The 20,005-nt window shown below is 65.1% G+C and carries 18 protein-coding genes; 2 read left to right on the top strand and 16 right to left on the bottom strand.

Annotation, left to right across the window (positions count from 1 at the left end; all coding sequences use genetic code 11):
- Positions 1–6: 6 nt before the first annotated feature.
- The 7 genes from FJ954_RS02035 to FJ954_RS02000 form a co-directional block, all read right to left on the bottom strand.
- A complete protein-coding gene (locus FJ954_RS02035; protein WP_140660246.1) occupies positions 7–987 on the bottom strand; it encodes a 2-dehydropantoate 2-reductase in 981 nt (326 codons plus the stop codon).
- 2 nt (positions 988–989) lie between these two features.
- Positions 990–2,510: an acyl--CoA ligase gene (locus tag FJ954_RS02030; protein WP_181177740.1), complete on the bottom strand. Its 1,521-nt coding sequence runs from the start codon at positions 2,508–2,510 to the stop codon at positions 990–992.
- 247 nt (positions 2,511–2,757) lie between these two features.
- Positions 2,758–4,344 carry a gamma-glutamyltransferase gene (ggt, locus tag FJ954_RS02020; RefSeq protein WP_140660244.1) on the bottom strand — a complete coding sequence of 529 codons (1,587 nt, stop codon included), beginning with the start codon at positions 4,342–4,344 and terminating at the stop codon, positions 2,758–2,760.
- A 65-nt stretch (positions 4,345–4,409) separates the two neighbouring features.
- The gene (locus tag FJ954_RS02015) at positions 4,410–5,210 is read right to left on the bottom strand and encodes an ABC transporter permease (RefSeq protein ID WP_140660243.1); all 801 of its coding nucleotides are present in this window, start codon (positions 5,208–5,210) and stop codon (positions 4,410–4,412) included.
- Positions 5,207–6,133 carry an ABC transporter permease gene (locus FJ954_RS02010; RefSeq protein WP_140660242.1) on the bottom strand — a complete coding sequence of 309 codons (927 nt, stop codon included), beginning with the start codon at positions 6,131–6,133 and terminating at the stop codon, positions 5,207–5,209. The genes FJ954_RS02015 and FJ954_RS02010 overlap by 4 nt, the downstream gene beginning before the upstream one ends.
- Positions 6,130–7,215: an ABC transporter ATP-binding protein gene (locus FJ954_RS02005; protein WP_140660241.1), complete on the bottom strand. Its 1,086-nt coding sequence runs from the start codon at positions 7,213–7,215 to the stop codon at positions 6,130–6,132. Before FJ954_RS02005 ends, FJ954_RS02010 begins: the two co-directional genes overlap by 4 nt.
- Before the next feature lie 73 nt (positions 7,216–7,288).
- Entirely contained in the window at positions 7,289–8,329 is a 1,041-nt protein-coding gene (locus tag FJ954_RS02000) for an ABC transporter substrate-binding protein (RefSeq protein WP_140660240.1), read from the bottom strand.
- Positions 8,330–8,545: 216 nt separating this feature from the next.
- Between FJ954_RS02000 and FJ954_RS01995 the strand changes: the two genes are divergently transcribed.
- Complete coding sequence (locus FJ954_RS01995; RefSeq protein ID WP_181166528.1) at positions 8,546–9,247, top strand: GntR family transcriptional regulator; 702 nt, start codon at positions 8,546–8,548, stop codon at positions 9,245–9,247.
- Between the two features lie 17 nt (positions 9,248–9,264).
- Here the strand turns inward: FJ954_RS01995 and FJ954_RS01990 are convergent, their stop codons facing one another.
- The 7 genes from FJ954_RS01990 to FJ954_RS01955 all read right to left on the bottom strand — a co-directional run bounded on the left by FJ954_RS01990 (position 9,265) and on the right by FJ954_RS01955 (position 17,106).
- Positions 9,265–10,206: an alpha/beta hydrolase gene (locus tag FJ954_RS01990; protein ID WP_140660238.1), complete on the bottom strand. Its 942-nt coding sequence runs from the start codon at positions 10,204–10,206 to the stop codon at positions 9,265–9,267.
- Positions 10,207–10,419: 213 nt separating this feature from the next.
- The gene (locus FJ954_RS01980; protein ID WP_015314607.1) at positions 10,420–11,202 is read right to left on the bottom strand and encodes a carnitinyl-CoA dehydratase; all 783 of its coding nucleotides are present in this window, start codon (positions 11,200–11,202) and stop codon (positions 10,420–10,422) included.
- Positions 11,195–13,273, bottom strand: a complete 2,079-nt coding sequence (locus FJ954_RS01975) for an acetate--CoA ligase family protein (protein WP_140660236.1) — start codon at positions 13,271–13,273, stop codon at positions 11,195–11,197. Before FJ954_RS01975 ends, FJ954_RS01980 begins: the two co-directional genes overlap by 8 nt.
- A gap of 3 nt (positions 13,274–13,276) precedes the next feature.
- A complete protein-coding gene (locus tag FJ954_RS01970) occupies positions 13,277–14,440 on the bottom strand; it encodes an acyl-CoA dehydrogenase (RefSeq protein WP_140660235.1) in 1,164 nt (387 codons plus the stop codon).
- Between the two features lie 4 nt (positions 14,441–14,444).
- Entirely contained in the window at positions 14,445–15,539 is a 1,095-nt protein-coding gene (locus FJ954_RS01965; protein ID WP_140660234.1) for a carnitine 3-dehydrogenase, read from the bottom strand.
- Positions 15,536–16,165: an HD domain-containing protein gene (locus FJ954_RS01960; protein ID WP_140660233.1), complete on the bottom strand. Its 630-nt coding sequence runs from the start codon at positions 16,163–16,165 to the stop codon at positions 15,536–15,538. Before FJ954_RS01960 ends, FJ954_RS01965 begins: the two co-directional genes overlap by 4 nt.
- Before the next feature lie 23 nt (positions 16,166–16,188).
- On the bottom strand, positions 16,189–17,106 hold the full coding sequence (locus FJ954_RS01955) for a 3-keto-5-aminohexanoate cleavage protein (protein WP_023772124.1): 918 nt from the start codon (positions 17,104–17,106) through the stop codon (positions 16,189–16,191).
- Positions 17,107–17,185: 79 nt separating this feature from the next.
- On the opposite strand from FJ954_RS01955, the gene FJ954_RS01950 reads away from it, so the two are divergent.
- Positions 17,186–18,163 (top strand): GlxA family transcriptional regulator, encoded by a 978-nt coding sequence (locus FJ954_RS01950; protein ID WP_015314601.1) that lies wholly within the window; start codon positions 17,186–17,188, stop codon positions 18,161–18,163.
- Positions 18,164–18,174: 11 nt separating this feature from the next.
- Here FJ954_RS01950 and FJ954_RS01945 read toward each other — a convergent pair whose 3' ends face one another.
- Complete coding sequence (locus FJ954_RS01945) at positions 18,175–18,384, bottom strand: hypothetical protein (RefSeq protein WP_015314600.1); 210 nt, start codon at positions 18,382–18,384, stop codon at positions 18,175–18,177.
- 208 nt (positions 18,385–18,592) lie between these two features.
- Positions 18,593–19,918 carry a xylose isomerase gene (gene xylA / locus FJ954_RS01940; RefSeq protein ID WP_015314599.1) on the bottom strand — a complete coding sequence of 442 codons (1,326 nt, stop codon included), beginning with the start codon at positions 19,916–19,918 and terminating at the stop codon, positions 18,593–18,595.
- Positions 19,919–20,005: the final 87 nt, after the last annotated feature.

Genomic DNA, 20,005 nt, shown 5'->3' with positions numbered 1-20,005 from the left:
TCCTATTCACCCATAACACCCCCGCTCCACCGCCAGCCTCTTCACCAACGCCAGCACCCCATCGATCGCCGGCGTCGGCTTGCCCGTCAGTCGCCCAAGCTCCTGCACGGCGCCTACCAGCGCGTCGATCTCCATGGGCCTGCCGCGTTCCAGGTCCTGCAGCATCGAGGTCTTGTGTTCGCCGACATCGCCGGCGCCCTTGATGCGGCGGTCGACGTCTATGGGGAAGCGCACGCCGAGGCTTTCGCCGATCGCTTGCGCTTCCAGCATCATGACGCGGGCGAGCGCGCGGGTGCCTTCGTCGGCTACGATGGCGGCCAGCGTCGAGCCGGTCAGCGCGGAGATCGGGTTGAAGGAGAGATTGCCCCACAATTTTATCCAGATCTCTGCGCGTATGTCGTCGCGCACCGGCGCCTGCAGCCCGGCCTTGACCATCTCCCCGGCCAGGAGCGTGACCCTTTCGCTCTTCTCGCCCGAGGGTTCGCCGAGCGAGAAGCGTTTTCCTTCGACATGGCGGATCAGGCCGGGCGCATCGACCTCGACGGCGGGGTAGACCACCGAGCCGATGACACGCCGCGGGCCGAGCCGGTCCCAGATCGTGCCGCCGGGGTCGACCTGCTGCAGTCTGGTGCCTTCGAGCGCGCCGCCGTTTTTGTGGAAATACCACCAGGGAACGCCGTTCTGCATGGCGACGACCGCTGTGTGGTCCCCAAGCAGCGGGGCAATCTGGTCGAGCGCGGGCGCGACGGAATGCGCCTTCAGCGCCAATACGACATAGTCCTGTTCGCCAAGCTCTTCCGCCTTTGCGGCGGTCCTGACTGGGGCGGTCGTTTCCTGTCCTTCCTCTATCAGGCGCAGGCCATTGGCCTTGATCGCGTCGAGATGCGCGCCGCGGGCGACGATCGACAGCTCGGTGCGGCCGGCAATCGCCAGCTTGGCCGCGAGGTAGCCGCCGATGGCGCCGGCGCCTAAGATGGTGATCTTCATCATCAGAGCCCGAGCTTGGCGGCGAGCCCGATGCGCTGCAGCTTGCCGGTCGCGCCTTTGGGGATCTCCTCCAGGATCAGCACCTTGCGCGGCACCTTGAAGTCGGCGAGCCGCATCGCGGCATGGGCGCGGATATCGCCCTCGCTGGCGCTCATGCCTTCGCGCAGCACCACGGCCGCGGCCACCTCCTCGCCGAGCTTGTCATGCGGCATGGCGAAGGTGACGACCTGCGCCACCGCCGGATGGTCCATCAGCACATTGTCGACTTCGAGCGGCGAGATCTTCTCGCCGCCGCGGTTGATGATTTCCTTCAGCCGGCCGGTTACCCTGAGGTAGCCGTCATCGTCGAGCACGCCCTGGTCGCCGGTGTGGAACCAGCCATGCGCGAAGGCCGTGGCGTTGGCGTCCGGGTTCTTCTCGTAGCCTGAGGTGACATTGGGGCCGCGAATGACGATCTCGCCCGTCTCGCCGGCCTGCATCAGCCGGCCGTCCGGCGCCATCACGGCGACTTCGGGTCCGCCGGCCGCACCGACGCTGCCCGGCTTGCGCAGGCCGGGCGGCAGCCGGTTCGACGCCATCTGGTGCGCGGCCTCGGTCATCCCATAGGCTTCGATGACCGGGCAGCCGAAAGTCGCCTCGAGCTCGGCCATCACCTGCGCCGGCAGCGAGGCCGAGGACGAGCGGATGAAACGCAGGCGCGCCGCCGCCAATGCTTCCGGGTTACGCGCCGCGCGCGCCAGGATCGCCTGGTGCATGGTCGGCACGGCCGTGTACCAGCTCGGCTTCGCGTCACTCAGCCACTGGAAGAAGCGCAGCGCGTTGAAGCCTGGCGTGCAGTAGATGCTGCCGCCCGATGCCAGCGACGACAGCACCGCCGCGATCAGCCCATGGATATGGAACAGCGGCATGATGTTGAGGCAGCGATCGCTAGCCGTCAGGCCGAGCGTCGCGCCGATATGGCGGGCGGAGGCCGCGACATTGGCATGGCTGAGCGGCACCAGCTTGGGCCGCGACGTCGTGCCGGAGGTGTGCAGCAAAAGCGCGATGTCATCATCTCCAGCCATGGCGGGAGCCGCTTGCGGTCCGACCGCCGCGCCTTCGATGGTGAAGCTGCCGGCCGGCGCGTCCGGCGGCGCGATGAGCCGCAGCACGCCGATGCCAAGGCGCTCGGCCACAGTCACGGCAGGGCCAGTCTCGGTCTCGGCGACCAGGATCGCCTTGGCGCCGATGTCGGTCAGGTAGAAATCGAGCTCGTCCGCCCGGTAGGCGGGGTTGAGCGGCGCCGTCGAGGCTGTGGCGGCGACAGCGATGAAGGCCGTCGCCATCTCCGGCCCGTTGGGCAGCACGATCGCCACCCGGTCGCCTCGGCCGATGCCGCGTGCATGGAGCTGCGTGGCGGTGGTGGCGATCAGCGCGCGCAGCCTGCCATGGGTCAGCGTCGGCCTGTCGGGCGCCAGGATCGCCGGCGCGTCGTCGGCGCCGGCGACGAGGCGGTGGGAAAGGTCTGTGTGGATTTGGGTCATGGTCACCAGCTATGTTTCAAGACTATGGCTTGCGAAAGTCCATCTGATGTCAGCGCCGCCCCTCATTGCCCTGCCGGGCATTTCTCCCCGTATAGGGACGGGGAGAAAGGGGCAGTTTCGGTCTCGGCGCCTGTTCAGCGTGGGCGATTGGCGAAACTGTCGATGACAGTGTCCCCTCTCCCCGTCACTATACGGGGAGAGGATGCCGGCAGGCAGGTGAGGGGCAGCGCCCGCGCCCGGTAGTTCCTCAATACCCCAGCGCCATCCCGTCCTTGCGCGGATCGGATGCCCCCGTCAGCGTTCCCTTTTCCCAGTCGATCAGCACCGCCTGGCCGCCGCCGAGCGGATGGTGCGGCTCGGTGATGGCGTGGCCGCGCCGCCGCAGGCCTTCGACCGCCTCGGCGGGCACGTTGCGCTCCGCCTCCACCATACCGTCATTGTAGAACACGCGCGGCGCGTCGAGCGCTTGCTGCGGGTCCATGCCGAAATCGATCATGTTGGTCAGAAGATGGACATGGCCGAAGGGCTGGTAGCCGCCGCCCATGACGCCGAACGGCATCACCACGCGGCCGTTTTTGGTCGCCATGCCGGGCATGATCGTGTGCATCGGCCGCTTGCTGGGCGCGATGGCGTTGGGGTGGGCCGGATCGAGGCGGAAGCTCGAGCCGCGGTTCTGCAGCACGACGCCGGTCTTGGGACCGACGACGCCGCTGCCGAACGAATAATAGGTCGAGTTGATGAAGGAGACCGCGTTGCGGTCGCGGTCGACGATCGAGATATAGACCGTGTCGCTGCCCGGCAGCTGCACGTCGGGCAAATGGGTCATGGCGCGCTCGCGGTCGATCTCGGCGCGCAGCCGGTCGGCATAGGCGGCCGAGAGAAGCTGCCTCACCGGCACCGGGACATGGTCCTGGTCGCCGACGAAACGGTCGCGGTCGCGATAGGCCAGCCGCCCGGCCTCGATCTCCAGGTGCAGGCGCTCGGCGCCGTTAGGGTCGAGCCCATCGAGCTTGAAGCCCGATAGCACGTTCAGCATCAAAAGCGCCGTCAGCCCCTGGTTGTTCGGCGGCATCTGGTGGATCTCGTGGCCGCCATAGCTGACGCTCACCGGCGCCACATAGTCGCCCCTGGTCGCGGCGAAATCGTCCGCCGTGTGCAGCCCGCCCAGCTCCTTGAGCCGGCGCACCATGTCGTCGGCGACCGCGCCTTCGTAGAACCCGGCGCGGCCCTGTTTGGCGATCACCCGGAGAGTGGCGGCCAACGCGGGCTGCTTGTGCACGTCGCCGGCCTTCGGCGCCATGCCGCCCGGCAGGAAGATGCGCGCGGCATGCTCGTCGGCGGAAAGATCGGTTTCGGGTTCGGCCCAGTCGAAGGCGACGCGGTCGTGCACGACATAGCCGTTCTCGGCGTAGTGGATCGCCGGCGCCAGCACCTCGGCCAGGCTCTTGCTGCCATGGTCCTCCAGCAGCCGGCACCAGGCGTCGATGGCGCCCGGCACGGTCACCGCATGCGGCCCCTGTTTGGGAAGCTCGCTAAAACCCTTGTCGCGATACCAGTCGACGGTCGCGGCCGCCGGCGCACGCCCCGAGCCGTTGAAAGCCAGCACTTCGCTTTGCCCCTTGGGGCAGTAGAGGACAAAGCAATCGCCGCCTATCCCCGTCGATTGCGGCTCGACCACGCCCTGCACGGCGGCGGCGCAGATGGCGGCATCCATGGCATTGCCGCCGGCGCGCAGTATCTCGATGGCCGCAAGCGTCGAGAGCGGATGCGATGTCGCGGCAATCGCTTCCGTGGCACGAACCGGCGAGCGGCCGGGAAACTGGAAATCACGCATCTGGTCTGGGTATCCCCCGGTGTCTTGAAGAAAATGGGCACTTGAAGCGAATGGGTCCGATGAAATCAATGCCGGCGGCCGAAGATCTGCGCCAGCGATAACAGCAGGACAGACAGCGCGATCAGGCAGGTCGAGATGGCGGCGATGGTCGGGTCGATCTGGTCGCGCAGCGCGTTGAACATGCGGCGTGTCAGTGTCGTGGTCTCCCCGCCCGAGATGAACAGCGAGACGACAACTTCGTCGAAGGAGGTGATGAAGGCAAACAGCGCACCCGAGACGATCGAGAAGCGGATCTGCGGCATCGTCACTTGCCAGAAGGCGGCGATGCGCCCCGCACCCAGGCTGCGCGCCACCCGCTCCTGGTTCATGTCGTAGGAGCGCAGGCCCGACAGCACCGTCAGCACCACCAGCGGCAGCGCCTGCACCGTATGCGCGATGACCAGGCCGGTCAGCGTGTTGTTGAGGCCGATGCGCGCATAGAGGAAGAAGGTGCCGATGCCGACCAGGATCACCGGGATGATCAGCGACGCCGTGAGCAGCGCGTTGATGGTGCCGTTGAAGCGCAGCGTGCCCCGGTTGATCGCATAGGCGGCGGCAGTGCCGAGCGGCGTCGCCACCAGCGCGGTCATGACCGCGACCTTCACCGACACGATGGTGGCATCGCGCCATTCCAGCGACTGGAAATAGCTTTCATACCAGCGCAGCGACCATTGCCGCGGCGGGAACTGCAGCAGCGTCGAATCCGAAAACGACATGATGACGATGATGACCGACGGCGCGATCAGGAACAGCAGCACGAGGCCGCCGAAGGCGTAGAGCCACAGGCGTTGCCGGTGCGAGATCGGCAATCCGATATCTTCACTCATCGCGAACTCCATACGCCGGTGGCGCGCGCGCCGAGCAGCCACTGGAACAGGCCGAGAAGCGCCAGCGTGACCACCAGCAGCACCACGCCGAGTGCCGCACCGGCGCCCCAGTTGGAATAGAGGCTGGTGGTCTGTTCCATGCGCATCGCCCACATCACCACCTTGCCGCCACCCATCAGCGCCGGCGTCACGAAGAAACCGAGGCACAGCACGAAGACGATGACCACGCCGGAGGCGAGGCCCGGCACCGACAGCGGAAAGAAGATCTGCCGGAAGGTGGCGGCCGGGCCGGCGCCGAGGTTCATGCCGGCGCGCAGGCAGTCGGTGTCGATCGTCTTCATCGAGGCATAGAGCGGCAAAACCAGAAACGGCAGCAATATATGCGTCATGCCGATGACGACGCCCGAAAAATTGTTGGCCAGCGACAGCGGCTGGCCGATCACGCCGAGATCGATCAGCCAGCTGTTGATCAGGCCCTTGCGCTGCAGGATCACCAGCCAGGCATAGGTGCGCACCAGCACCGACGTCCAGAACGGCAGGATGACGAAGATCAGGCAGATCGATGCGGCCCGGCGCGGCAGCTGCGACAACATGTAGGCCAGGGGATAGCCTGTTAGCACGCAGGCGCCGGTGACGATGAAGGCGACCTCGAAGGTGGTGATGAAGGTCCTGATGTAGGAGGCCTGCTCGAAGAAACGCGCATAGTTGGCGGCGCTCAAGGCGCCGGTCTCGTCGAACAGCGACAGCCAGAACAGCCAGCCGATCGGCACGATGATGATCGCGCAGACAAGGAACAGGCTCGGCGCCAGCAGCGCCAGCAGCCGCAATGACTCGCGCCGCGCGTCGGCGCGCAGGGCCTGCGCGTTCAGGTCCTGCCCCGCCGGACTGGCGGTCTCCGTCAGGAAGGCGGACTGCGCGCTCATCCCTCGGCCGCCACCAGGATCGTGTCCTTGGCATCGAGGCCGAGCGTGATCGGCTGGCCGGGCGCCGGCAGCCTTGCCAGCACATCGCTGCGGCAACAGTCGCGCAGCGTCAGCTGGCGGCCGTCGCGCAGGCTGGCATAGCAGACGAAACTGTCGCCCTGGTAGATGATGTCGCTGACCGTCGCATCGAGCACATTGACGCCGGTCGACGGGTCGGATGCCGTGACCAGCCGCAGCTTCTCCGGCCGCACCACCATCAGATGCGGACCGGCCGGCGGCGTCGGTGCGCCGGTCTGGATCAGCCTGTCCTCATACCAGACCGAGCCATTGCGGCTTTCGACCGGGATGAAGTTCGATTCGCCGATGAAGCCGGCTACGAATTGCGTCTTCGGCGCGGCATAAAGCGTTTCGGGCCTGTCGAGCTGTTCGATGCGGCCACCGTTCATCACCGCGATACGGTCCGACATGGTGATGGCTTCGCGCTGGTCGTGCGTGACATAGACCGTGGTCATGCCGAGACGGCGATGAAGCGCACGCAATTCGATCTGCATATGCTCGCGCAGGCCCTTGTCGAGCGCCGACAGCGGTTCGTCCATCAAGACGATGCGCGGCTCGAAGACGATGGCGCGCGCCAGGGCCACGCGCTGGCGCTGGCCGCCGGAAAGCTGGTCCACCCGGCGCTCGCCCAGGCCATGCAGCTTCACCAGCTCCAGCGCCTTCTCCACCCGCTGCGCTGTCTCTGTCACACCGACGCCGCGCTGCTTCAGCGGAAAGGCGATGTTGTGGAAGACGTTCATATGCGGAAACAGCGCATAGTTCTGGAACACCATGCCGATATTGCGCCGGTGCGGCGGCGTGGTGATGATCTCGTCGCCGCCGACCTTGATCGATCCGCCATTGGCTCGCACGAAACCGGCCAGGATCATCAGCAGCGTCGTCTTCCCCGAGCCCGAAGGCCCAAGCAGCGTCAGGAACTCGCCGGCCTCGACATCGAGGTTCAGGTCGCGCAGCACCGGCACGCTGCCAAATCGTTTCTCGATCGCGCGCATGCCGATCGGCAGCGCGGATGGTGCAATGGACAAGATCGTTATCTCCGAGGCAGAGACTGAAGCAGCGGGGCGGCGCTGGTGCCGTCCCGCAATGTCAGGATTCCGGCTATTGCTGGATCAGGTTATTGAACTTTTCCGTCGCCTCGACGAGGTTGTCGCGCCAGAACTCGGCATCCTGCAACACCTGCTTCTTGACGTTTTCGGGCGCCGAGTTGATGTCCTTGATCCGCTCCGGCGGGATCTTGCCGGTCTCGAAGGCCTTCTCGTTCACCGGCCCATTGTCGACATAGAGCGGCAGGTTGGCCTGCAGTTGCGGGCTGACGAACATGGCCAGCGCCTTCATCGCCGCGTCCTTGTTCTTGGCGCCCTTGGGGATGACCATGCAATCGGCGGTGAGCACGCCCTGGTCGAAGGAGAAGCTGACCGGCGCGCCTTCCTTCTTCAAAGTGCCGGCGCGGCCGTTCCAGATGCTCGCCATGTCGACTTCGCCATCCTTCACCAGTTGCATGGCCTGGGCGCCGGAGGTCCACCAGGCATCGACATGGCCGCGGATCTTGTCGACCGATTTCAGCGCGCCGTCGATGTCGACGGGATAGACCTTGTCGATCGGCAGGCCGGAGGCGAGCGCTGCGACGCTCAGCGTCTCCGTCGCCTGGCTGCTGCTCAGCGCGCGCCGTCCCGGAAACTTTTCCACGTTCCAGAAGTCGGCCCATGTCTTCGGGCCCTTGTCGCCGAAGACATCGGTCCGATAGATCAGCACGACGGACGTATAGGAAATGCCGACCCAGTCGTCATGCACCAGCTTGGGGTTGATGCCGCTCTTGTCGATGATGCCGTAATCCAGCTTTTCGAACAGCCCTTCCTTCGAGCCGCGCGCGCATTCGTCGGCGCCGAGTTCGGTGATGTCCCATTTCACCGCATTGCCGGTGACCTGCAGGCGTACGTCATCGAGGCCGTTGGTCGTGTCTTCCTTGATGGTGATGCCGAGCGCATCGGCGGTCGGCTTGAAGAAGGCCTTGGTCTGTGCCTCCTGATAGGTGCCGCCCCATGAGGCGACGGTGATCGTGTCGGCGGCGACGGCGGGCACTGCCACGGAGGCAATGAGCCCGGCTATCGCTAGACTTCTAAAGCTGATGGTCCTGTTCATTTCGGTTCTCCGACCGGTGTTCCCATTTGTTTTTTTATTTGGCATGCGATTTTGTATACAATTTAGAATGTAACCGAGAGATCGGTGTTGTCAACTGCGGCGGGCGCGATCGATTGGATGGTGGGAACGGCGCCGCGGGGCGTGGCAAATTACGCCGACTGCGACTACAAACGAGGCGATGTCCGGCTAAAGCGGCCGGAGAACTGGAAATGGAACTTGGCCAAGGAACCAAAAAACACGCTGCGCGACTCGGTCTATTCCGCGCTCAAGGCGATGATCGTGACCGGCCAGATTCCGCCGGGCGCGCGCGTCACCGAAAGCGACATCGCGGCGAAACTCAATGTCAGCCGCACCCCCGTGCGCGAAGCCTTCAATCGCCTTGAGCGCGACGGGCTGGTCACCGGCCGGCCGCGCCAGGGCTATGCCGTCACCGAGTTCGACATCAACATGTTCCGCGAGGCCTTCGCAATCCGCGAATTGCTCGACGGCCATGCGACGGAATTGGCGGCGGCCGCCGCGACCGAGAAGGACAAGGCGCGACTGCGCGCCATGCTGGCCGAGTGCGAGCGGTTGGCCGCCATTCCCGATCGCACGACGCGCGAAAAATTCCAGGAACTGGAGGTCGGCATCGATCTCCACCGCGTCATTGCCGAGATCAGCGGCAATGTCATGCTGCATGGCATGCTGTGCGGCATCCTCGACAAGTGCCAGCATTATGTCTGGACCGAACTCTTGTGGCTCGATGAATGGAAGATCGCCCGCGACGAACACGCCGAGATCGTCGAGGCGATCTGCGCAAATGATATCAGCCGCGCCGGCGCGCTGGCCCGCGCGCATGTGCGCGGTTCGCGCGAGAACGTGCTGCGCCTGCTGCAGGCGAAATCGGATTATCAGAGCTTCCTGGCCAAGGCGTCCTGAGCGGACAGCCATTCATCCTACCAGGTCCAGGCGCCCTTTCCGAGCGTGGCCACCGCGTCGACGATCCGGGTGAAGCTCGCGCGGGCGCGGCCAACGGCATGCCGGGCCCTGAGATAGCCGTGCACCAGGCCGGGCTCCTCGAACCAGGCGGCGCGCCCGCCCGCCGCGACGATGCGGTCGCGATAAGCCTCGCCATCGGATGACAGCGGGTCGCACTGGGCGGTAATCAGCACGGTCGGCGGCAGATTGGCGAAATCGGCATCGGCCAGTGGATAAAGCGTGATGTCACCGGTCTGGTCCACGCCTCCGGTACGGACGTGTTTGTAGAATTCAAGGTCGCGCACCGTCAGCATCGGCGCTTCGGCATGCGTCACATAGGAGCCGCGCGCGCGATCGCCGCCGAGACCGGGATAGATCAGCACCTGGCCGATCGGCTTTTTCGCGTGGCCACGTGTCGCGTGCGCAACGGCGGCGCAAAGATTGCCGCCGGCGCTGTCGCCGCACAGCAAGACCGGGCGGTCGTAGGTCCCGGCGGCCCATTCGATGGCGCTCATCGCATCGTCGAAAGCGGCCGGATGCAGATGCTCCGGCGCCAGCCGGTAGTCGACCGAGACCACCTCATAACCGGTGCGGCCGCAAAGCTCGGCGCAGACGTCGTCATGGCTGTCCAGCCCGCCGAGGATGAAGCCCCCGCCATGGAGGTAGAGCACCATGGCGGCACGGTCCGGCTTTGCGTTGCGGTAGATGCGGATCGGGATATCGCATGCCGGCCCGGCAATAGCGGTGGTCTCCGCAGTCACCCCTTCGGGGTAGCCGGCAAAGAACTCGCGGCACATGCGATGGTAGATCTCGCGCTGCTGCGCGATGGTGTAATCGATCGTGTCGGGCGGATAATAGGAATTCGTCCGCTCGATGAAAGCCCAGGTCTCGGCGTCGATCAGGGTTTTGTAGTCGGTCATGCCGGCTCAACCGACTTCGAAGGTCGAGCCCAGGCACCCCCCTCTGGCCTGCCGGCCATCTCCCCCGCAAGGGGGGAGATTGGCAGCTTCGCCTGCGGTGCTTTTGTCGCAGCGCTGGCGATTGGCGAAGGCGGAAACGTCATCCGATCTCCCCCCTTGCGGGGGAGATGCCCGGCAGGCCAGAGGGGGGTGGCAGGCGCCGTCATCTCTGAATTATTTCCCCTTCCAAACCGGCTCCCGCTTCTCCGCAAACGCGCGGAAACCTTCCATATTGTCCTCCGACCCGTAGAGCGCATCGACCGTCGGCAACTGCCGGCGCGTCACCTTGTTCATCGCCTCCTGGAAGGTGAGCGATTCCGCCACCCGCGCGGTCTCCTTGATCGCTGCGAACACCAGCGGCGGGCCGCTGGCGAGCAGACGGGCGATCTCCCAGACGCGGTCCTCAAGCTTTTCCTTGGGCAGCACCTCGTTGACCAGGCCCCAGCGATGCGCCTCGGCGACATCCATCCAGCGGCCGGTGAGCAAAAGGTCCATGGCGACATGATAGGGGATGCGCTTCGGCAGCTTGATCGTCGCCGCGTCGGCCAGCGTGCCGGCGCGGATTTCGGGCAGCGCGAAGGAGGAATGATCGGAGGCGTAGATGAGATCGCAGGACAGCGCCAGCTCGAAGCCGCCGCCCACCGCCATGCCGTTGACGCAGGCGATGACCGGCTTGTTCAGGTCGCGCAGTTCCTGCAGACCGGCGAAACCGCCGACGCCATAGTCGCCGTCGACCGCGTCGCCGCTCGCGGCGGCCTTGAGGTCCCAGCCGGCGCTGAAGAACTTGTCGCCGGCGGTCTTGACGATGGCGACGCGCAGATCGGGATCGTCGCGGAACGCCTTGAAGGTTTCGCCCATCAGCCGCGATGTTTTCAGATCGATGGCATTGGCCTTGGGGCGGTCGAGCGTGACCTCGAGGATCAAGCCTTCGCGGCGGGTCGAAATGACGTCAGGCATTCTTGTTTTCTCCCAGCACCAGCAGCGCATCGGCGATCCAGGCACCCTTGCCCTCGGAGCAGACGATCAGTGGATTGATGTCGAGTTCCTCGATCTCGCCGGCATTCTCCTGCACGAAGCCGGCAATGCCCGCGATGGCGTCGATGGCGGCCGCGAGATCGGCCTTCGGCCGACCGCGATAGCCTTCGAGCAGCGGGAACAGTTTCAGGCCGCGCAGTGCGGCCTCGATGTCGTCGCGCGTTGCCGGCAGCATCAGCGTGACGCTGTCGCGCAGCAATTCGACCAGCACGCCGCCAGTGCCCAGCGTCATCACGGCGCCGAACATCGGATCGCGGGTGAAGCCGACGATCAGTTCGGCGACGCCGTCGCGCACCATGCGCTCGACATAGAGCCCGGTGCCGAGCGGCAACAGGTCATGCGCCGCCGTGCTGACCGATTCGGCATCCTTGAGGTTCAGCCTGACGGCGCCCACCTCGGACTTGTGGGTGACGCCAAGCGCCTTCAGGGCGACGGGGAAGCCGAGCGCCATGGACGAGATCACCGCTTCGACCGCATTGCCGGCTCGTTCGCCTTTTGGCACCGGAAGCCCGGCCTTGATCAGCCGCGCCTTGGCTTGCGCCTCGTCGGGCGTAACATGATCGCCACCGGCCGCGCCCGACGCCGATGTATCCACCGGCTGCGCCTGCGGCTCGCGCCAGGCCCAGCCGATGAAGGCCGCCGCCTGGGCGGCGTCCATCGCTTCGGAAATGCCGAAAAGCGGCACCATGCCGCGCGCCATCAGCTCGGCGGTGTATTCCTCCGGCAGGTTCTCCGGCAGCGAGGAGACGATGGCGCCACGCGCCTTGTTGGTCTTCAGCGCCGATTCGAAAGCGCGCAGCGTCGCCCACCAGTCGGTCACCGAGCAGCGATCGGGACGCGGGAAGTCGAGCACCAGCATGTTGAGATCGAAGCCGCCCGACACCATGGCGGTGAAGGTGGCGGTCATCGCCGGCTCGTTGTTCCAGATGAAGGTGTGATAGTCCAGGGGATTGGCCACCGCGACCAGCGGCCCGAGCGTCGATTTGACATGGGCGCGATGGGTGTCGTTCAGGACCGGGAAGTTGACCCATCGGCCTTCGGCGCTGTCGGCCATGACCGATGCCTCGCCGCCCGAACAACTCATCGACGACAAGGTATAGCCAGGCAGCGGGCCGGTGATGTGCAGCAGCTTCAGCGCCTCGATGAAGGAGGGGATGGAATCGACGCGAGCGATGCCAAGCCGCTTCAGGAAGGCGCCGGAAGCAGCGTCCGAGCCGGCAAGCGAAGCGGTGTGCGAGACGGTTGCCTGCCGCGCTTGTTCGGAGCGACCGACCTTCATGGCGATGATCGGCTTCTTGAGCTCACGTGCCCTTGCCGCCAGGCGCTCGAAGCCGGCTACCGAATCGAACGCCTCGATGTGCAGGCCAAGCGCGGTGACGCGCTCGTCCTCGATCAGGCCGAGCGCCATTTCGGACAGGCCGGTCTGCGCCTGGTTGCCTGCGGTCATCAGGAAGGCGATCGGTAGGCCGCGCTTCTGCATCGTCATGTTGATGGCGATGTTGGACGACTGGGTGATGATGGCGACACCCTTGCCGCCCTCTTCCAACCTGATGCCGCCATGCTGGTCTGGCCACAAAAGCGCGCCGTCGGCATAGTTGATCAGGCCGTAGCAGTTCGGTCCGATGATCGGCATCTGGCCGGCGGCGGCCACCAGTTCGGCCTGCAGCCGCTCGCCGTCCTCGTCATAGGCCTCGGTCTCGAGGAAGCCGGCGGCAAAGCAGACGGCGCCGCCGGCGCCGCGTTCGGCCAGCGCCTTGACCACCTCGATGGTGAGGTGCCGGTTGACGCCGACAAAGGCGGCGTCCGGCGCGCCGGGCAGATCGGCGACGGATCGGTAGGCCTTGCGTCCGGCCACTTCGTCCTTGGTTGGGTGCACCGGCCAGATCTCGCCGGCAAAGCCCATCTTGATCGATTGCGCCACGACGGCGGCGGCCTGCACGCCGCCGAACACGGCGATCGACTTGGGGCGCAGGAGGCGTTCAAGTTTATGCATCGATCAAGCCCCGAACGGGCGCAGCAGCGCCCGCGAAATAATATGTCGCTGAATCTCCGACGTGCCTTCCCAGATGCGCTCGACGCGGGCGTCGCGCCAGATGCGCTCCAGCGGCAGGTCATCCATCAGCCCCATGCCGCCATGGATCTGGATGGCCTCGTCGGCAACGAAGGCGAGCATTTCGGTGGCCTTCAGCTTGGCCATGGCCATGTCCTGGTCGGTGACGGTGCCCTGATCGTACTTCCAGCCCGCTTCGAACACCATCAGGTCGGCGGCTTTCAGTTCCGTCGCCATGTCGGCGAGCTTGAACGACACGCCCTGGAACTTGCCGATCTGCTGGCCGAACTGCTGGCGCTGCGCGGCATATTCGACCGCATGGCCGAGCGCTCGCTCGGCACGGCCGAGGCAGGTGGCGCCGACCTGCAGCCGCGTGGCGCCGAGCCAGGAATTGGCGACGTCGAAGCCCTTGTGCACCTCGCCCAGAACCTGGGATGCCGGCAGGCGGCAATCGTCGAATTCGAGGATGGCGTTGGTGTAGCCGCGATGCGAGACATTGCGATAGCCGTCGCGCACCGTGAATCCCTTGGTGCCCTTGTCGACGAAGAAGGCGGTGATCTTCTTGCGCTTTCCGCGCGGTGAATCCTCTTCGCCCGAGGCCATGAAGACGATGGCGAAATCGGCGAGATCGGCGTGGGAGATAAAATGCTTGGTGCCGTTCAGCACCCAGTAGTCGCCATCCTGCACGGCGGTCGCCTTCATGCCGCGCAGGTCGGAGCCGGCGCCCGGCTCGGTCATCGCCAGGCAGTCCCATTTCTCGCCGCGGATGCAGGGGAAAAGATACTTTTCGCGCTGCTCCGGCGTGCCGGCGAGCAGGATGTTGGAAGGGCGCGCCACGCAGGTCCAGTGCAGCGCGTAATTGGCGCGGCCGAGTTCCTTCTCGTAGAGCAGCCAGGTCACCGTATCGAGCCCCGCGCCGCCGACATCGGCAGGCATGTTGGCGGCATAGAGGCCCGCCTCGATCGCCTTCGCCTTGATCTCCTCGATCAGCTCGCGGCGCAGCACGCCGGTGCGCTCGACCTCGCGCTCGTGCGGATAAAGCTCGTTCTCGACGAAGGCGCGCGTCGTCTCGACAATGAGTTTCTGCTCTTCCGAAAGACCGAAATCCATGGTCTCAGCCCTTCTTCTTTTTCTTCGGCTTTTCGGCTTTCTTCACTGGCTTGGCGGCCCTGGCCCTTTCCGCTGCCTTTGAGGCCACGGGCTTCTTCGCCGCCAGCTTGGCGAGCTGTCTTGTGTAATCCTTGTGCAGCGCGCCGGCGCCCCAGCCCTTGCCCTTGTTCTGCTTCGACAGCGCATCCATGATCGCGACCAGATTGTCGTCGCGGATCTTTTCCAGTTCGCGGATCGACAGGCCGTGCGCCTGGTCGTCAGACTGGGTGGCGATCAGGTCGACCAGCTCATCGTTGAACTCCGGCACGTCCATCAGCTTGGTCCACGGCCATTTCAGGCAGGGCCCGAACTGCGCCATGAAGTGGCGCATGCCGGCCTCGCCGCCGGCAACGCGATAGACCTGGAACATGCCCATCTGCGCCCAGCGCAGGCCGAAGCCGTAGCGCATGATGTCGTCGAGTTCCTCGACCGTGCAGATGCCGTCCTTGATCAGCCACAGCGCCTCGCGCCAGGCGGCTTCGAGCAGGCGGTCGCCGACGAAAGCCTCGATCTCCTTGCGGATGACGACCGGCTTCATGCCGATCGAGGCATAGATTTCCTTGGCGACTTCGATGGCTTCCGGGAAAGTCTGGTCGCCGCCGACGATCTCGACCAGCGGCAGCAGATAGACCGGATTGAACGGATGGCCGACGACCAGCCGTTCCGGGTGCTTCTTCATCGCCACCTGCATGTCGGTCGGCTTGATGCCCGAGGTGGACGAACCGACGATGGCGTTGGCCGGCGCGTGGGTGTCGATCTCGGCCAGCACCTTGTGCTTGAGGTCGAGCCGTTCCGGCACGCTTTCCTGGACGAAGTCGGCATCCGCGACCGCCTCGGCGATCGTCTTGGCGAAGGTCAGCTTGCCCTCTTTCGGCAGGCCGCCGGGCACCATCTGCTTGTAGGCGCGGCGCGCGCCCTTCATCACTTCCGAGACCTTGCGCGAAGCTTCGGGATCGGGATCGAAGATCGACACGTCGATGCCGTTGAGCAGGAGCCGCGCCACCCAGCCGGCGCCGATGACCCCGCCGCCGATGGCGGCCGCCTTGTTGATGATGCTCATTGAGAGGCTCCGGTTCTTGTCCTGGCGGTTTCGGGATCGGTGAGAGGCACGCGCTCGCCGGCGCGGATGACCGATGGGTCGTAGGCTTTGCGGGCGAAGACTTCGAGCACGAACGGCCGGAAGAAGTCGATCGGTAGCGTCTCATAGTCAGGGTCGAAGCTCGACTGGTCCCAGCGTTCGCAAAACTGGTCGCAATCGTCGAAATAGGCATGGCCGGCGAAACGGTCGCGCGCATGGCGATCGCCGCCGAGATGGTGGGCGTAATAGAGGCGCTGGAAGTCGCCATGCTTTTCCACCACCCAGGTGCATTGCTCGCGCACGAAAGGTTTAAGGATCGAAGCGGCGTATTCGTCGTGATTGTAGGGCGCGTAGATGTCGCCGATGTCGTGCAGCACGGCGCAGGCGATCCAGTCGGTGTCGGCGCCGTCGCGCCAGGCCCGCGTCGCCGCCTGCAGCGAATGGCCGAGCCGGGTGATCTTGTAGCCGGACAGGCCTTCGTCGAGCTGCACCAGCGCGTCGAGCAGCCGCTCGCCGGTCCTGGCCGCGTAGTCGATCTCGTGCGCGGTCAGGAACTCGTAGTCTTGCCTGTCGCCATCCTTCATGGCGGTGAATTTTACAGTAGCCATATCGACCCTCCCTGCGAATAATTTTATGCCGCGATCGGCGCTCGCTTGGTCAGGTTGAGCTTCTTGCGCACTTCTTCCGGCCCCAGGATCCGGGCGCCGAGATTGGTGACGATCGAGGCGGCACGCTCGACCAATTGCGCATTGGTCGCCAGCACCCCCTTGTCCAGCCACAGATTGTCCTCGAGGCCGACGCGGACGTTGCCGCCGGCGAGCACGGCGGCAGCGGCGTAGGCCATCTGGTTGCGGCCGATGGCGAAAGCCGACCAGTTCCATGTCGACGGCACATTGTTGACCATCGCCATGAAGGTGTTGAGGTCGTCGGGCGCCCCCCACGGCACGCCCATGCAGAGCTGCACCAGCGCGTCCGGATCGAGCACCTTTTCCTCGACCAGTTGCTTGGCGAACCAGAGATGTCCGGTGTCGAAGGCCTCGATTTCCGGCTTGACGCCGAGCGCCGTCATCATGCCGCCCATGGCGCGCAGCATGCCGGGCGTGTTGGTCATGACATAGTCGGCCTCGGCGAAATTCATGGTGCCGCAGTCGAGCGTGCAGATTTCCGGCAGGCACTGGCGCACATGTTCCATGCGGTTGGTGGCGCCGCCCATGTCGGTGCCTTTTTCGTTGAGCGGCAGCGGCGCTTCGGGCGAGCCGAACACCATGTCTCCGCCCATGCCGGCGGTGAGGTTCAGGATGACGTCGACATCCGCCGCGCGGATGCGCTCGGTCACCTCGCGGTAGAGATGCACGTCGCGCCTGGGCTTGCCGGTTTCGGGGTCGCGCACATGGCAATGGACGATGGCAGCGCCGGCCTTGGCCGCGTCGATCGCCGAATCGGCGATCTGCTTGGGCGAGCGCGGCACGTGGGGTGAGCGATCCTGCGAGCCGCCGGACCCGGTCACGGCACAGGTAATGAAGACCTCACGGTTCATCGCGAGCGGCATCGAAACTCTCCTCCCATTCGAAACAGCCCCTACCATCGCTCGACTTGATCAAAGCTGCTTTGCGTTTTACGAAGGCGACATGATCAAAAGCGAAAAATCTGTCTTTCGCGCCGAACGTGAGACCCTCAAGGTAACGTTCCTGGTGTTTTCCGGCTCCTCGATCATGTGCGTCGCCTCCGCCGTCGACCCGCTGCGGGCCGCCAATCGCATTTCCGGCGAAACCCTGTTCGATTTCAAGCTGGTCTCGGTGACAGGCGAGGCGCCGGTTACCACCTGCGGCCTGCCGGTGGCGGTCAGCGGCCGTTTCGACGCCAAGGAGACGACCGACGTTCTCGTCGTCGTCGCCGGTTTCGGCACCCAGAATTACGCGACGTCGGCTCTGCTTTCAGGCTTGCGGAGGGCGGCGCGGGCGGCCCGCGCGTGCGGCGGCGTCGAGGCCGGCACCTGGCTGGTGGCGCGCGCCGGCCTGCTGGAGGGCCGCAGCGCAACCACCCATTGGGAAGACATGGAGGATTTTTCGTCGGCTTTTCCCGGCGTCGATGTCCGGCCGGACCGCTATGTAATCGATGGGCCGGTGTTCACCTCGGGCGGCGCCTCGCCGACCTTCGACCTGATGCTGCACTTGATTCGCACACGACTCGGCATGGCGGTGGCGCTCGATGTCGCCAGCGTCTTCATCTACGACCAGGCGCGTGCCGCGACTGATGCCCAGCCGCTGGTCTCGCTCGGCCGGCTCGACGGCTACGATCCGCGCCTGGCGCAAGCGATCCGCTTGATGGAAGCGCATGTCGACCAGCCGCTGACCATCGACGCGGTGGCCAGGCGCGCCGGGGTGACGGCGCGCACCCTGGAAAGCATCTTTCGCAAGTCGATCGGCGAGACGCCGGGCGCCTACTATCTCAGGCTGCGCCTGGGCGCCGCGCGCCGGCTCGTTGTCGACACCCGGATCGCCATGGCGGACATCGCCGGGCGGACGGGGTTCTCGTCTGCCGCGGCCTTTTCGAGAGCATTTTCAAGGGCTTTTGGCGAAGCCCCTGTCAGGCTTCGCCGAGGTTGAATCCAGGCGGCTCAGGCGGCGTTTTGCCGGTCGCTGCCGCCATCGATCTGCGAGCGCATCTGTCTAGCCAGATGGGTCTCGAAACGGCTGGCAACAGCACGATCCCATTCGTTGGACCGGCGCGCGCCATCCCTGGGATGCGGCATTGCCATCAGCCGGTCGATGATCGATCCGGCCTCGCCAGGTGAGAGCAGGGCGTCGATTTCACGTTCGTTCTGCATATCGGTTCGCCTCCTTCTTCCTCTCCCGCCACCAGCCATACCTATACGAGATTCGTGACGGCAGTTTGAAGGCAAGAGCGAGGTCATTGAGAGGCGGCAAGGGGCAAAACCTTGTCGTCGATTTCAGCATGGCGCGCAGAAAGTTTCCGCGCGCCAAGCTTTCGAATCGCATAGTGCGCCGGCTTGGATTGCCGACGGTCAGGCAGCGTCAGACGTAGCGGTTGACGATGTTTTCGAGCAGTTCCTGGCGACCGGAGCGCGGTTGCGGCTCGATCTTCTTCTTCACCACGCGCTCGGCGATCTCTTCCAGCGTCCGCTTGCCCGACAGCATCGCCTTGGCCTCGGCGCTGTTCCAGCCGGCATAGCGCTCGGCGAGCGGACCCGACAGCGCCTTGTCCTCTACCATCTTCGCTGCCGCCTTGAGGCCGCGCGCGCAGGAATCCATGCCGCCGATATGGCCGATCAGCAGGTCCTGCGGGTCGAGCGACTGGCGGCGCAGCTTGGCGTCGAAATTGGTGCCGCCGGTCTTGAAACCGCCGGCCTGGAGCACCTGGTAATATGCCAGCGCCATTTCCGGCACGTTGTTGGGGAACTGGTCGGTGTCCCAGCCCGACTGGTAGTCGTTGCGGTTCATGTCGATCGAGCCGAAGACGCCGAGTGCATTGGCCAGCGCCAGTTCGTGCTCGAAGGAGTGGCCTGCCAGGATGGCGTGGCCCTGCTCGATGTTGAGCTTGACCTCCTTCTCCAGGCCGAAGCGCTTGAGGAAGCCGTAGACGGTCGCGACGTCGTAGTCATACTGGTGTTTTGTCGGCTCCTGCGGCTTCGGCTCGATCAGGATCGTGCCCTTGAAGCCGATCTTGTGCTTGTAGTCGACGACGAGGTTCAGGAAACGGCCGGCCTGCTCCTGCTCGCGGGCAAGGTCGGTGTTGAGCAACGTCTCATAACCCTCGCGCCCGCCCCACAGCACGTAGTTCTCGCCCTTCAGCCGCTTGGTGACGTCGATGCAGCTCTTCACCGTCGCGGCCGCGTAGGCGAACACATCCGGATCGGGATTGGTCGCCGCGCCCGACATGAAGCGGCGGTTGGAGAACAGGTTCGCCGTGCCCCACAAAAGCTTGACGCCGGTCTGCTTCATCTTGCCGGCGAAATAATCGGCGATCTCATCGAGGCGGGCCGCACTTTCGGAGAAATCCTTGCCCTCGGGCCGCACATCGGCGTCGTGGAAGCAGAAATAGGGAGCGCCGAGCAGCGAGAACATCTCGAAGGCGACATCGGCTTTGAGTTTCGCCAGTTCCATCGTGTCGATCCCGCCGGCCTTGGGGAACCAGGGACGGTCGAAGGTCTGGCCGCCGAACGGGTCGCCGCCCGGCCAAGCGAAGGAATGCCAGTAGGCGACGGCAAAGCGCAGATGGTCTTCCAGCCGCTTGCCGGCCACCACTTCGTCGGGATTGTAGAAACGGTAGGCCAGCGGATTGGTCGAATCCGGTCCTTCATATTTGATTGTCTGGATATCGCCGAAAAAGCCGCTGCTCATGGTTCTCTTCCTCTCCAAGATAGGTTTGCCCGATTACCTCAGGCGTAATTGGTTTCACGCCGAGGCTGGTCGAAAACGGTCCTGTCA

This window comes from Mesorhizobium sp. B2-3-15 (genome assembly GCF_006442875.1).
Classification (GTDB): domain Bacteria; phylum Pseudomonadota; class Alphaproteobacteria; order Rhizobiales; family Rhizobiaceae; genus Mesorhizobium; species Mesorhizobium australicum.
This window is presented reverse-complemented; position numbering and strand designations above follow the sequence as displayed.